This is a genomic window from Agromyces sp. NPDC056389, from assembly GCF_042262385.1.
Classification (GTDB): domain Bacteria; phylum Actinomycetota; class Actinomycetes; order Actinomycetales; family Microbacteriaceae; genus Agromyces.
Map to the genome: position 1 here is coordinate 467,185 of NZ_JBHJPN010000002.1, position 12,409 is coordinate 479,593.

At 71.8% G+C, this 12,409-nt stretch carries 14 protein-coding genes; 9 read left to right on the forward strand and 5 right to left on the reverse strand.

The window, feature by feature from the left end:
* Positions 1 to 65: 65 nt before the first annotated feature.
* Positions 66 to 671: a hypothetical protein gene (locus ACFCVM_RS15085; protein WP_375837354.1), complete on the forward strand. Its 606-nt coding sequence runs from the start codon at positions 66 to 68 to the stop codon at positions 669 to 671.
* A 3-nt stretch (positions 672 to 674) separates the two neighbouring features.
* Here ACFCVM_RS15085 and ACFCVM_RS15090 read toward each other — a convergent pair whose 3' ends face one another.
* Both ACFCVM_RS15090 and ACFCVM_RS15095 read right to left on the reverse strand, forming a co-directional pair.
* Complete coding sequence (locus ACFCVM_RS15090) at positions 675 to 1,022, reverse strand: TIGR02611 family protein (RefSeq protein WP_375837355.1); 348 nt, start codon at positions 1,020 to 1,022, stop codon at positions 675 to 677.
* A gap of 65 nt (positions 1,023 to 1,087) precedes the next feature.
* Positions 1,088 to 1,825, reverse strand: coding sequence for a general stress protein (locus ACFCVM_RS15095; protein ID WP_375837356.1), 738 nt, complete (start codon positions 1,823 to 1,825; stop codon positions 1,088 to 1,090).
* Between the two features lie 78 nt (positions 1,826 to 1,903).
* Between ACFCVM_RS15095 and ACFCVM_RS15100 the strand changes: the two genes are divergently transcribed.
* From ACFCVM_RS15100 to ACFCVM_RS15125, 6 genes are all read left to right on the forward strand, one after another.
* Positions 1,904 to 3,232 carry a magnesium transporter MgtE N-terminal domain-containing protein gene (locus ACFCVM_RS15100; protein ID WP_375837357.1) on the forward strand — a complete coding sequence of 443 codons (1,329 nt, stop codon included), beginning with the start codon at positions 1,904 to 1,906 and terminating at the stop codon, positions 3,230 to 3,232.
* The gene (locus tag ACFCVM_RS15105) at positions 3,219 to 3,740 is read left to right on the forward strand and encodes a DUF1003 domain-containing protein (RefSeq protein ID WP_375837359.1); all 522 of its coding nucleotides are present in this window, start codon (positions 3,219 to 3,221) and stop codon (positions 3,738 to 3,740) included. Before ACFCVM_RS15100 ends, ACFCVM_RS15105 begins: the two co-directional genes overlap by 14 nt.
* A complete protein-coding gene (locus ACFCVM_RS15110) occupies positions 3,727 to 4,920 on the forward strand; it encodes an Mrp/NBP35 family ATP-binding protein (RefSeq protein ID WP_375837360.1) in 1,194 nt (397 codons plus the stop codon). The genes ACFCVM_RS15105 and ACFCVM_RS15110 overlap by 14 nt, the downstream gene beginning before the upstream one ends.
* 4 nt (positions 4,921 to 4,924) lie before the next feature.
* Positions 4,925 to 5,821 (forward strand): hypothetical protein, encoded by an 897-nt coding sequence (locus tag ACFCVM_RS15115; RefSeq protein ID WP_375837361.1) that lies wholly within the window; start codon positions 4,925 to 4,927, stop codon positions 5,819 to 5,821.
* A gap of 102 nt (positions 5,822 to 5,923) precedes the next feature.
* Positions 5,924 to 6,211: a hypothetical protein gene (locus ACFCVM_RS15120; protein WP_375837362.1), complete on the forward strand. Its 288-nt coding sequence runs from the start codon at positions 5,924 to 5,926 to the stop codon at positions 6,209 to 6,211.
* A 13-nt stretch (positions 6,212 to 6,224) separates the two neighbouring features.
* Positions 6,225 to 6,602 (forward strand): hypothetical protein, encoded by a 378-nt coding sequence (locus tag ACFCVM_RS15125; RefSeq protein ID WP_375837363.1) that lies wholly within the window; start codon positions 6,225 to 6,227, stop codon positions 6,600 to 6,602.
* Positions 6,603 to 6,605: 3 nt separating this feature from the next.
* Here ACFCVM_RS15125 and ACFCVM_RS15130 read toward each other — a convergent pair whose 3' ends face one another.
* Both ACFCVM_RS15130 and ACFCVM_RS15135 read right to left on the reverse strand, forming a co-directional pair.
* On the reverse strand, positions 6,606 to 8,177 hold the full coding sequence (locus tag ACFCVM_RS15130; RefSeq protein ID WP_375837364.1) for a pyridoxal phosphate-dependent decarboxylase family protein: 1,572 nt from the start codon (positions 8,175 to 8,177) through the stop codon (positions 6,606 to 6,608).
* On the reverse strand, positions 8,174 to 9,565 hold the full coding sequence (locus ACFCVM_RS15135) for an MFS transporter (protein ID WP_375837366.1): 1,392 nt from the start codon (positions 9,563 to 9,565) through the stop codon (positions 8,174 to 8,176). Before ACFCVM_RS15135 ends, ACFCVM_RS15130 begins: the two co-directional genes overlap by 4 nt.
* A gap of 89 nt (positions 9,566 to 9,654) precedes the next feature.
* On the opposite strand from ACFCVM_RS15135, the gene ACFCVM_RS15140 reads away from it, so the two are divergent.
* A complete protein-coding gene (locus ACFCVM_RS15140; protein WP_375837367.1) occupies positions 9,655 to 11,205 on the forward strand; it encodes a succinic semialdehyde dehydrogenase in 1,551 nt (516 codons plus the stop codon).
* A gap of 73 nt (positions 11,206 to 11,278) precedes the next feature.
* On the opposite strand, the gene ACFCVM_RS15145 is transcribed toward ACFCVM_RS15140, so the two are convergent.
* On the reverse strand, positions 11,279 to 11,671 hold the full coding sequence (locus tag ACFCVM_RS15145; RefSeq protein WP_375837368.1) for a sec-independent translocase: 393 nt from the start codon (positions 11,669 to 11,671) through the stop codon (positions 11,279 to 11,281).
* Between the two features lie 91 nt (positions 11,672 to 11,762).
* On the opposite strand from ACFCVM_RS15145, the gene ACFCVM_RS15150 reads away from it, so the two are divergent.
* A complete protein-coding gene (locus tag ACFCVM_RS15150; RefSeq protein ID WP_375837369.1) occupies positions 11,763 to 12,395 on the forward strand; it encodes an O-methyltransferase in 633 nt (210 codons plus the stop codon).
* Positions 12,396 to 12,409 lie beyond the last annotated feature (14 nt).

Sequence of the window (12,409 nt, forward strand, 5' to 3'; positions counted from 1 at the left end):
GAATCGTGATGCGCGTCGGGGTGGCCCCTGAATCGATCTCGGCTTCGGCCGATTAGATTCGCGGAATGACCCGACTCCCGTCGATCACCGCCGCGTTCTTCGCAGCGGTGACGATCCCCCTCCTCTTGAGCGCCTGCGCGGCAGGTGCGTCGAGCACTCCGAACGACGACGCGACCTCGACACCGACGGCGATCGCCACAGCCGAGCCGGTCCCGACGGCTGAAGCCCCGGCTCCGATCGAGGTCGATCCCGCGTTGTACGTCGACGAGTACGTGCCGGGCGTCGTGTTCGGCGTCGGGTCCGGAGCCGTGAACTGCCAGATCCAGGAGCCGTCCGGCGACCCGGCCGTCGCAGCATGGGGCTGCGCCGTCGGTGAGGCCAAGACCTGGCAGTGGGAGGACACCTCGTTCGCGGACTACTGCGCAGAGCTCGAGTCGGAGGTGATCGGTTGCCGCGACGGACTCGTCGTGCGTGGCGCAGAGGCCCCGATTCCGCGCCGGAACACCGATGCCGACTTCGGTGGATTCACGGCGTCGCACGTGCTCGCCGCGGGCGAACGGATCACCGTGGGCGACGTGTCGTGCGAACCGGTCGACGACGGCGTGCGCTGCGCGGACACCGCGAGCGGTCATGGCTTCGCGCTGTCGGCCGCGGCGATCGACGCCTGGTAGCCGTCAGTCGCCGACGACCGGGCGAGCGGCCCGGCGCGCTTGCCACCACGCCCAGAAGCGGGCGAGCTGGCGCTTGGCGAAGGCGGCGACCCGCTTCGCCCACGCGAACTCCGTGCCGAGGATCGCGAGGCCGAGGAAGACGATGAGCCACCCGGGCCCCGGCAGCGGCACGAGCAGCAGGCCGACGGTCGCGATCAGGCCGCCGAGCACGGCGACGGCGACACGGTAGGCGCGACGCAGACCCGGCCTGCGTTCGATGCGGCGACGGATGGATCGGAGCAACCGCATGATCGGCCGATCGGGTCGTTCGCCCTCGGCGATCTCCGCTGCGATCTCGTCCTGCGTCACCATTCGGTCACGCTATATCGCGAGTCTGAGAAGTCGCCTCGATCACCGAACGTCGCCGAGGGACGCGCTCAGCGCTCCGCGGCAGGTGGTTCGGACGTCGCCGGTGCATCCGCGCCGTCGGCCTGCGGCGCAGCGGATGCCGCGTCGCCGGCGTCGGCCGCCGGAGCGAGCTCCCCGTATCGCGGGCGAGCGGGAGCCTGCGCCGCCCGAGCCGCCTCTGCGGCGGCGCGCTTCGCGGCATCCGTCGCCTCGCCGTAGCTGAGCGGACGCCCGCCGTTCTCGACCGGCAGGTTCGCAGCGGGTCGCTCGGGGGCGGGCGCGTCGACGCCGAGCACGCTGCGAGCACGATCGACGTGCGCGCTCTCGGCGATGATCGCGTACTTGGTCGCGAGCACCTGCCCCACGGAGGTGAAGTCGCGGCGACGCCGGTTCATCGAGTACGAGACGACGCTGAAGATCATGCCGAAGCCGGCGCCGATGAGCACCGCCGAGATGAGGATGCCGACGGACGCGCCGGTCGGGGCGAAGATGAAGAACAGGAGCCCGAGGAAGGTGCCGAACCAGGCACCCGACAGGGCGCCTGCGCCGGCGGCGCGGCCCCAAGTGAGCTTGCCCGTGATGCGCTCGACGCTCGTGAGGTCGGTGCCGACGATCGCGAGCTCCTTCACGGGGAACTCCGCCTTGGCGAGCGCGTCGACCGCGGCCTGCGCCTCGGCATAGGTCTCGAAGCTCGCCACCGTCTCTCCCTTGGGCAGGATCGGGTAGGCACGGCCGACTCGGCCGCCGAACGGGGATTGAGTGCTCACCCGGTCATTCTCCCACGACGCGCCCGCCCGCGGCCGGGAACGGGCCGCGCACGAGGCATCCGGGACTAAGTTGGAACCGTGAGCGCAACGAGAGTCTTCGTCGCCCGACTCGCCGGGTGCGCCGTCTTCGACCCCGCCGGCGATCGGGTCGGCAAGGTGCGCGACGTCCTCGTCGTGTACCGCAAGAACGACCCTCCTCGCGTCGTGGGCCTCATCGTCGAGATTCCCGGCAAGCGCCGCGTGTTCCTCTCGATCGGCCGCGTGACGTCGATCGGCGGCGGCCAGATCATCACGACGGGCCTCATCAACCTGCGCCGCTTCGAGCAGCGCGGCGGCGAGGTGCGCGTGATCGCCGAGATGCTCGGCCGCAAGGTCGCCTTCATCGACGGCTCGGGCGACGCCTCGATCGAAGACGTCGCGATCGAAGAGCTCGAGCCCGGCGAATGGCAGGTCGACCAGCTGTTCGTGCGCCGGCCCAAGGGCGCCTCACCGTTCTCCAAGGGCCAGTCGGCCTACGTCACGTGGCGCGAGGTGCGCGAGGTGAACCCGCCCGGTGAGGCGCAGTCCGCCGAGCACCTCATCGCCTCGTACTCCGAGCTGAAGCCCGCCGACCTCGCGAACACGCTCCTCGACCTGCCCGCCCAGCGCCGTCAGGAAGTCGCGGAAGAGCTCTCCGACGACCGTCTCGCCGACGTGCTCGAGGAGATGCCCGAGTCCGACCAGGTCGTGATCCTCGCCGGCCTCGGCGACGACCGCGCCGCCGACGTGCTCGACCACATGCAGCCCGACGACGCCGCCGACCTCATCGCGCAGCTCCCCGAGGAGCGCGGCGAGCACCTGCTCGAGCTCATGGAGCCCGAAGAGGCCGAAGACGTGCGCTTCCTCCTCTCGTACGGACCCGACACCGCCGGTGGCCTCATGACCCCCGAGCCGATCATCGTCTCGGCCGACGCGACCGTCGCCGAGGGCCTCGCGCTCATCCGCCGCCACGACCTGCCGCCCGCGCTCGGCGCCGCAGTCTGCGTGACGCTTCCGCCGTACGAGCCGCCCACCGGGCGCTTCCTCGGCATCGTGCACTTCCAGCGCATGCTGCGCTATCCGCCGCACGAGCGGCTCGGCACCCTGATCGACCAGGGGCTCGAGCCCGTGCGCGCCGACACCTCGGCCGCCGAGGTCAGCCGCATCCTCGCGAGCTACGACCTCGTCTCGGTGCCGGTCGTCGACGAGAAGCATCGACTCGTCGGGGTGGTGACGATTGACGACGTGCTCGACTACCTCCTGCCCGATGACTGGCGAAGTCATCCCGAAGATGCCGAGGTGGGGCGCCGCGCAGCCGCGCGAGCCCAGCTGACGACGGGGAGTATCCCCATCTCGAACGGAAGGAGGGCAGGAGATGGCACGCGCTGACGCCGACGACCGGCGATTCGACACCCCGAAGGGCACGCGCCGCGCCCCGTCCTTCCGCGGTTCCGGCGACAGCGACCGGTTCGGTCGCTTCACCGAGTGGGTCGCGCGCGGAATGGGCACCCCCGGCTTCCTGCTCGGGCTGTCGGTGTTCGCGATCGGCTGGATGGTGTGGAACACCTTCGCACCCGAGGAGTGGCGCTTCGACTCGATCGCGATCGGCTTCACCGCCCTCACGCTCGTGCTCTCCCTGCAGGCCTCCTACGCCGCCCCCCTGATCCTGCTCGCACAGAACCGGCAGGACGACCGCGACCGCGTGCAGATCGAGCAGGACCGCCAGCGCGCCGAGCGCAACCTCGCCGACACCGAGTACCTCGCCCGCGAGGTCGTGGCGCTGCGCCTCGCGATGAAGGACCTGGCGTCGCGCGAGTTCATCCGTTCGGAGCTCCGCTCGATCATCGAGGAGCTCGACCGACGCGACGAGGAGGACGCTGAGCATGCCGGTCGTTGACCCCGCCACGGCCGACCCGGCCGCGCTCGAGACTGCCGTTCGCGCGGCGCTCACGGGCGTCATCGACCCCGAGATCCGCAAGCCCGTCACCGAGCTCGACATGGTCGATCGCGTCGTCGTGGGTGACGACGGCCGGGTCGAGGTCGGCATCCGCCTGACGATCGTCGGATGCCCTGCCTCCGACCGCATCGAACGCGATGTCCGGCAGGCGGCCGAGACGGTCGTCGGCGACGGCAACGCCGAGGTCGTGCTCTCGGTCATGACGCCCGAGCAGCGCGCCGCTCTCACCGAGCGCCTCCGCGGCGGCAAGGCAGCGCGCGGCAACCCCTTCGGCCCCGGCAGCCTCACCCGGGTGATCGCCGTGACGAGCGGCAAGGGCGGCGTCGGCAAGTCGACCATCACCGCGAACCTCGCCGTGGCGCTCGCCGCCCGCGGTCTCTCGGTCGGACTCGTCGACGCCGACGTGCACGGTTTCTCGATCCCCGGCCTGCTCGGCCTCGTCGACGAATCGGGGCTCGCCGCCCGACCCACGCGCGTCGACGAGATGATCCTGCCGCCCGTCGCACACGGCGTGAAGGTCATCTCGATCGGCATGTTCGTCGAGCCGAGCGAGGAGGGCGGGCGCGCGTCATCCGTCGCCGTCGCCTGGCGCGGGCCGATGCTGCACCGCACGCTCTCGCAGTTCCTCACCGACGTGTACTTCGGCGACCTCGACGTGCTGCTCGTCGACCTGCCGCCGGGCACCGGCGATGTGGCGATCTCGCTCGGGCAGCTGCTGCCGAACGCCGAGGTCGTCGTCGTGACGACCCCCCAGCCTGCGGCCGCCGACGTCGCAGAGCGCTCCGGCGTGGTAGCACGGCAGACCGGACAGAAGATCGTGGGCGTCGTCGAGAACATGGCCGGCTTCGCCCAGCCCGGCGGCGAGATCTTCGACCTGTTCGGCGCGGGCGGTGGCGAGATCGTCGCCGAGCGCCTGTCGGCGGGGCAGCCGACGCCCGTGCCGCTCCTCGCAAGCGTCCCACTCAGCGTCGCCCTCCGACGCGGCGGTGACGACGGCATGCCCGTCGTGCTCGCCGAACCCGATGACCCGGCGGCCCGCGCGATCGAACACGTCGCCGCGCAGCTCGCCGCGGTGCCCCGATCGCTCGCCGGTCGACGACTCGACGTCACGGTCCGGTGAACGGATGTCGCGCGCCCGCCTGACCCGCCGGCTCGCGATCGACGTCGCCGTCGCGGCTGCCGCCGCCGGGGCGCTCGCCCTCGGGCTCGCCGCGTGCGCGCAGCAGACGGGGCAACCCGCCGGCGAGTTGCCCGCGGGGCTCTCGGCACGGGTGCAGCAGGGTCGTCTCGACATCGAGGCCCACCGGCTCGTCGTGCGCATCGAGAACGACGGCGACGAAACGGTGACCGTCGAGCGCCTGGAGGTCGATTCGCCGACGCTCGCCCCGGGCATGGTGCGCGACCAGCCGTTCGAGGTCGCGCCCGGCGACGCCCTGCAGATCCGGATGCCGTTGTCGGCGAGCGAATGCGGCGACGGCGAGGTGACGCCCGACCCCGAGGCGACGATCCGGCTCGAGGTCGCGACGCCGACGGGCGGCGCCGCGGGCGAGCTCATCGCCGACGACCCCCACGGCACGCTCGCCCGCGTCGCGAACTCCGACTGCCTCGCCGAGTCGGTCGAGCGGGTCGCCGCGATCGAGATGCCCGAGCACCTGCGCACGACCGGCGTCGGTGCGGAGCAGCGCGCGTTCATCGACGTCGAGGTCGTGCCGGCGGCATCCGGCGACGGCTCGTTCGTCATCGACCGCGTGTACGGAACGACCCTGCTGAACGCCGAGGGCGGTGTCGACTGGCCGCTCGGCGCCGAGGTCACGGCCGGGAGCGCACCCGTGACGATCACGCTGCCAGTGCGCCCGGCGCGCTGCGACGCCCATGCGATCGCCGACGACAAGCGCGGCACGATCCTGCCGTTCGAGATCCGCACGGGCGATGGGCGCGAGGGCCGGCTCGACCGATCCTCGGGCGACACGCTGAAGGCCGAGCTCTACGCGTACTACGGCGAACGATGCGAGCTGCAGTGACGGGCGCCGGTGACGGGCGCCGGTGACGCGCACCGTCGCGAACCCCGCGAGCCCCGCGAACCGAACAGGCGCGCGCGGGCCGAGGCTCGATAGAATCCGGGCATGAGCACCCCGAATCCTTCTCCCGCCGCGCTGTCCGACGAGTCGCGCGCTCAACTGCTCAACGCCGAGGTGGCGAGGTACGCGCAGCGCGGCTGGACGGTGCAGTCCGTCGCCGCCGGCCAGGCGGTGGTCTCCAAGAACAAGCGCATCGGCTGGTTCTGGAACCTCATCCTCGTGCTGCTGACCGGCGGCCTGTGGCTGATCTACGTGGTCTACCGTGCCCTCAATCGCAAGGTGGAGACCGTCGTCATCACGGTCGACCCTGCGGGGCGGATCCGCACGAGCTGACTATGCTCGACGGATGACGGTACCCGCTGACTGGATCGCGCATCGGCGCGGCGACGGTGAACTGCTCGGGTGGATGCGCCCCGACGGCGAGGGTTTCGTGGTCATCGACCTGCTCGGACGACCGCTGACCGACTCGATCGACTGGTTGAGCGCCGAGGAGGCGCTCGAGGCGACGGGAATCGGCTACCTCGCCGATCTGTACGAGCTGCGACTCGACGACGGCACCTGGCTCCGCGTTCGCATCACCGAGGTCTCCGCTTCGGTGCTCAAGCTGAAGAAGGACGACTTCGGGGCCATCGACGTGCCCGTGGTCGAGTACGAGGTGCCGTTCCCGATCGACGACCGCCTCCGGCCTCTGACCGGCGAGCGGGCGTTCATCCTCGACCTCTGACGGTCAGGCGAGGTCGCGAGTCGACGGCGGCTCCACGACCCGCGCGAGCAGCTCGACGAGCAGGCGCTCGGTGAGCTGCGGCGGCAGTGCACCGACGAGCGCGAGCACCGGGGCCAGCCGGTCGGGCAGGGCGCCGTCGGCACCCGCCGCGCCCCCGCCGGGGTCCGCGGTTCGGGCCTCGGCACCGCCGAGCAGCCCGAAGGCGCGGAGCAGACCCGCAGCATGCTCCGAGTCGAGGCCTGCGGATGCCCCCGTGAGCGCGTCGAGGCCACCGGGCAGCGTCTCGGCGAGCCCGGCCACGAGCGCCTGTCCGTCGACGGGCGGCTCGCCGCGCACGGCATCGGCTGCCGCCACGAGCGCCGTCGACAGCTCGCCGACCACGGCCTCCGTCACCGGCGTCACCGTGAGGTGGGTCGTATGGGGCAGTCGGGTGCCGTCGGCCTGCGTCAGCGCGGGCTGCAGCTGCAGGTGCCAACCGGCCCCGCGCGCGGCATCCGCCCAGTGGTGCGGGTCGACCCGCAGCTCGGCGGGCACCGACTCGTCGGTGGCGACCGCGAAGAGCGGCCCGGTCGGCGCGCCGACGACCGCGAGTCCCTCGATGCCGGTGACGACCTCGCGCAGCGCCTCGGTCGCGCGCGCCGCCTGGGCGGTGAGCTCGGCGAACCCGTCTTCGCCGAGCGCCTCGATGATCGCCCAGGCCGCGGCGAGCGGCCCGGCGGGCTTCGACCCGGTGAGCGTGGGATTCACGACCGGGTAACCCGGCCAGGCGGTCGTCGCGAAGTACTGGAAGCGCTGGCGGTCGCGACCGCGGGTGAGCAGCACCGAGACGCCCTTGGGCGCGTACCCGTACTTGTGCAGGTCGGCCGAGAGGCTCGTGACGCCGGGAACCGACAGGTTCCACGCCGGCAGGTCATCGGGCCAGAAGGCGAGGGCGAAGCCGCCGATGCAGGCGTCGACGTGCAGCGCGATGCCGCGCTGGCCGGTGATCGCCGCAACATCCGCGATGGGGTCGAGCGCCGCGAACGGGTACGACGGCGCGCTCACCACGACGAGGGCGACGTCGTCGCCGAGTCGCTCCTCGATGGCGGCGACCGAGACGACGCCCGTGATCGGGTCGACCGGCACGAGGTCGAGTTCGAGCCCGAAGTACTCGGCGGCCTTGTGGAACGCGGCGTGCACGGTCACCGGGGCGACGATGCGCGGCACCCGCGGGCTGCCCGCACGCACCGATCGCCACAGGTCGCGCGCCGACTTCACCGCGAGGAGGCAGCTCTCGGTGCCGCCCGAGGTGACCGAGCCGACGATCTCGTCGTCGCCGGCGCCGCCCAGCACGCGTCGGGCGAAGCCGACGACACCGGCCTCCATCGCGGCGACCGAGGTGAACGTCGTGGGGTCGAGGCCGTTGACGGGCTGCACGAGGCGCGCTGCGCCGGCGGCGAGCTCGTCGAGCTCGGCGAGGCCCGAGTCGTAGACGTACGAGAGCACCCGGCCGCCGTGCGTGGGTGCGTCGAGGGCGCGCATCGCCTCGAGTTCGGCGAGGATCTCGGCTGTCTCGCGGCGGAGTTCGGTCATCATGCCATCGTCTCTGCGGTGGATGCGGCGGCATCGGCTTCGATGTCGGCGCGTCGGAGCGGGTACCTGCGCAGCGCCACGAGGCTCGCTGCGACGAGCAGCGCGGGAATCGCGCTGAAGCTGATCGCGATGCCCGCGACCGCGGCCGGCGACTGGGTCACCGTCTGGGAGCCGATCGACTCGACGTAGCCCGTGAGCGCGAGCACGATCGTGAGCACCGTGGCGCCGAGCGCCATGCCCGCGGTCTCCCCCGCCGTCCAAACCCCGCCGAAGCTGCCCGCGCGGCCGAGGCCGTGCGTGCGGGCGTCGTGCGAGATCACGTCGGGCAGCATCGCCATCGGCAGCGACTGCATGCCCGCGTAGCCGGCGCCCGCGAGCGCGACGGGCACGTACACCCACGCGCCCGGCGCCCAGATCATGCCGACGAGGCTGAGGGCGGCGATGCCGAAGAGCGTGCTCGCGAGCGCGAACCCGCGCTCCTTCCCGACGCGGCGGGCGACGGCCTGCCAGACGGGCGCGAAGAGCACGGCCGGGCCGATGAGCGCGACGAAGAGGAAGGTCACCGCGCGCTCGTCGCGGAGCACCCACGTCGCGACGAACTGCGCGCCGGCGAGCATGAGGCCCGTCGCGAGCCCCTGCAGCACGAAGGCCGCGAGCAGCGCGCGGAACGCCGCGCTGCGCTTGAGTGCGGCGAAGCCCTCGGCGTAGCCGGCACGGATGTCGCGGCGCGGCGCTGCATCCGTCGATGCACTGGGCTTGGACGCACCGGCCTTCGCAGCGGTGGTGGTGGCGACGAGCATGCCCGCCCCGATGACGACGCCCGCGACGATCGCCATCACGAGGTACCCGGTGTGCTCGTCGGCGAACGCCGCGCGCACCTCGGGTCCGCCGGCCCCGAAGAGCAGGATCGCGATCGTGAGCACGACGACGCGCCAGGTGAGGAGCCGCGTGCGGGCGTCGTAGTCGGACGTGAGCTCGGCCGGCAGCGCGATGTAGGGCACTTGGAACAGGCTGAAGGCCGTCGCCGTCGCGAGGAAGGCCAGGAACACCCAGATGCCGGATGCCCCGGGGTCGAGGCCCGTCGGCACGGCGAAGGTGAGGATGAAGCCGACGGGCAGCGCAATGGCGCCCACGATCATCCACCTGCGCCGCGTGCCGGTGCGCGCGAGCGCGCGGTCGCTGCGCTCGCCGATCCACGGGTCGATCACGACGTCCCACACCTTGGCGGCCGTGACGACGAGGCCAGCGGCGAGCGCGGTCACCCCGAGGGTGTCGGTCAGGTAGTAGACGAGCACGAGGCCTGGCAGCGTGGCGAAGCCGCCTGTGCCGATGGATCCGATCGCATAGCGGGTCACGACACCGCGGGACAGGGTTCGCACCGATGCGGTCATGGAGGCAGTGTACTCACCCGTCGGCACCCGTCGGCACGCGAACTGGGTCAACTGACCTAGAACGGGGTTCACTGTCCTAGACTGTGCGCATGCGCGCCCCCACGGCCTCCCCCGACCTGTACGCGAGCCTCAGCGACGACGTCGTCGCTTCCGGTTCCGAGACCACCTCCGTCCCGACCCCGTCGACGGGCGAGATCCTGCACGAACTGCCGCGCTCGAGCGCCGACGACGTGCTCGACGCGTTCGCCCGGGCACGGCTCGCCCAGCTCGCCTGGGCACGTGCCGGATTCGCCGAGCGCCGGCGCGTGCTGCTGCGTGCGCACGACCTCATCCTCGAGCGGCGCGACATGCTGCTCGACCTCATCCAGCTCGAGAGCGGCAAGACGCGCGGTCAGGCGTTCGAAGAGATCTTCGAGGCCGTGTCGGTCACCCGGTACAACGCACTGGCCGCCCGGAAGGTGCTGCACGGCCGCCCCATCCGCTCCGGTCTTCCGACCGTGGCGACGAGCCGGGTGCAGTTCCGTCCGAAGGGCGTCGTCGGCGTCATCACCCCGTGGAACTTCGCGCTGAGCCTCGCCGCGATGGACGTCGTGCCCGCCCTCGCCGCCGGGTGCGGCGTCGTGCAGAAGGCCGACGACCAGGGCGCGCTCTCGATCCTCGCCCTCCGCCGCGCCTTCATCGACGCCGGTGTACCCGCAGCACTCTGGGCCGTCGTCGCCGGCCCGGCCTCCGAGGTCGGCGAGGCGCTGACGGATGTCGCCGACTACATCTGCTTCACCGGCTCGACGGCGACCGGCCGCAAGATCGGCGAGAAGGCGGGCCGTCGTCTCGTCGGCTCCTCGCTCGAGCTCGGCGGCAAGAACGCCCTGCTCGTGCTCGACGACGTCGACCCCGCGACGGCCGCGGCGAATGCCGCGCACGCCGCCTTCTCGGCGATGGGCCAGCTCTGCGTCTCGATCGAGCGCATCTACGTGCACCAGAAGGTCGCCGGCCCGTTCCAGAAGGCGATCGTCGAGCGGCTGTGGTCGGCCAAGCTCGGGTCCGGCCTCGACTTCAGCGCAGACTTCGGCTCGCTCGCGAGCGCCGCGCAGCTCGCGCGGGTGCAGGCGCACCTCGACGACGCCGTCGCGAAGGGCGCCGTCGTGCTCGTCGGCGGCAAGCATCGCCCCGACATCGGCCCGTGGTTCTTCGAACCGACGGTCCTCACGGGAGTCACTCCCGACATGCTCGTGTATGCGGAGGAGACCTTCGGCGCGATCGCCTCGCTCTACCTCATCGGCAGCGATGAAGAGGCCGTGCTCGCGGCCAATGCGAGCGAGTACGGCCTGAACGCCTCGGTCTTCACCGCGTCGGCCGGGCGCGCACGCCGCGTCGCCGACGCCCTCGAGGCCGGCAGCGTCAACGTCAACGAGGGGTACCGCGGCTCGTTCGCCTCGGTGGCGGCGCCGATGGGCGGCGTCAAGCAGTCGGGTCTCGGCCGTCGCAACGGCGAGGCCGGGCTCCTGCGCTTCGTCGAGCCCGTCACGATCTCATCGGTGACGGGGCTGCTGCAACTGCCCCGCACCGCGAAGGAGTACGAGCAGAAGGCGCCGCTCCTCGTGCTGCTCGCGCAAGCGCTGAAGGTCGCGCGCCTGCGCTGAGCGGCGGGCCTGCCCGGCGTCGCGCTGCCACGCGGCATCCGCTCGGCCCTGCCCCGCGGCAGCGCCGCGGCGATCAGGTCGCTTCGGAGTCGAACGGCGCCGGCTCGTCGGCGCCGAGCCCCTCACGCTTGCGCTTGCGCTGCAGGTAGGCCGAATTGTCGTTGACCGACGCCCGCGCGACGACGGGCGCGGGCGCCTCTTCGGCGAACGGGTCGACATCGGTGAGCGCTTCGCGGATGATGCGGCGCGGGTCGTACTGGCGCGGGTCGAGCTTCTTCCAGTCGACGTCGTCGAAGTCGGGGCCCATCTCGTCGCGCATGCGGTCTTTCGCACCGTTGGCCATGTCGCGCAGGGAGCGCACGAGTCGGCCGAGCTGCGCGGCGTAATGCGGCAGTCGTTCCGGCCCGAGCAGGAAGACGGCAATCACCCCGATGATGAGGAGCTTCTCGAACGTCAGACCGAACACCCCTACAGGATAGTGGGCGGCGAGGCGTGCAAACGCCACGGCGCGTTCACCTTAGGCTTAGGCACTGAGAGATCCACCCGGGAGCCGCCACGTGTCAGATCACGACCTGAACTGGAAGTACGTCGACGACTCGGTCGCCCCGACCGAGTCGATCGCCAAGGCCCGTCAGCAATCGCTCGAGCTCGGCGTCGAGCCGGTCTCGCCTGCCGTGGGTGCGCAACTCGCAGTGCTCGCGGCCGCATCGCGCGCCCAGTCGATCATCGAGGTCGGCACCGGAGTGGGCGTTTCGGGCCTCTGGATGCTGCAGGCCGCACGTCGTGCGCTCCTCACCTCGATCGACACCGAGAACGAGTACCAGCAGCACGCCCGCCAGCATTTCGCCGACGCCGGCATCGCCGCCGCCCGAGTGCGACTGATCGCCGGGCGCGCGAGCGAGGTGCTGCCGCGCATGAACGAGAGCTCGTACGACATCGTCTTCATCGACGCCGACGCCCCGTCGGTCATCGAATACGCCGAACACGGCCTGCGTCTGGCCAAACCGGGCGGCATCGTGCTCGTCGCGCGCGCCCTCTGGAAGGGCCGCGTGGCCGACCCTGCGCGACGCGACGAGTCGGCGAGCGCCTACCGCACCCTTATCTCGGAGCTCTCGACCTCGACGGCGGTTGCGACGGCGATCTCCCCGGCCGGCGACGGACTGCTGCAGATCGTCAAGCTCGGCGTCTAGCGGCCGCAAGCGCA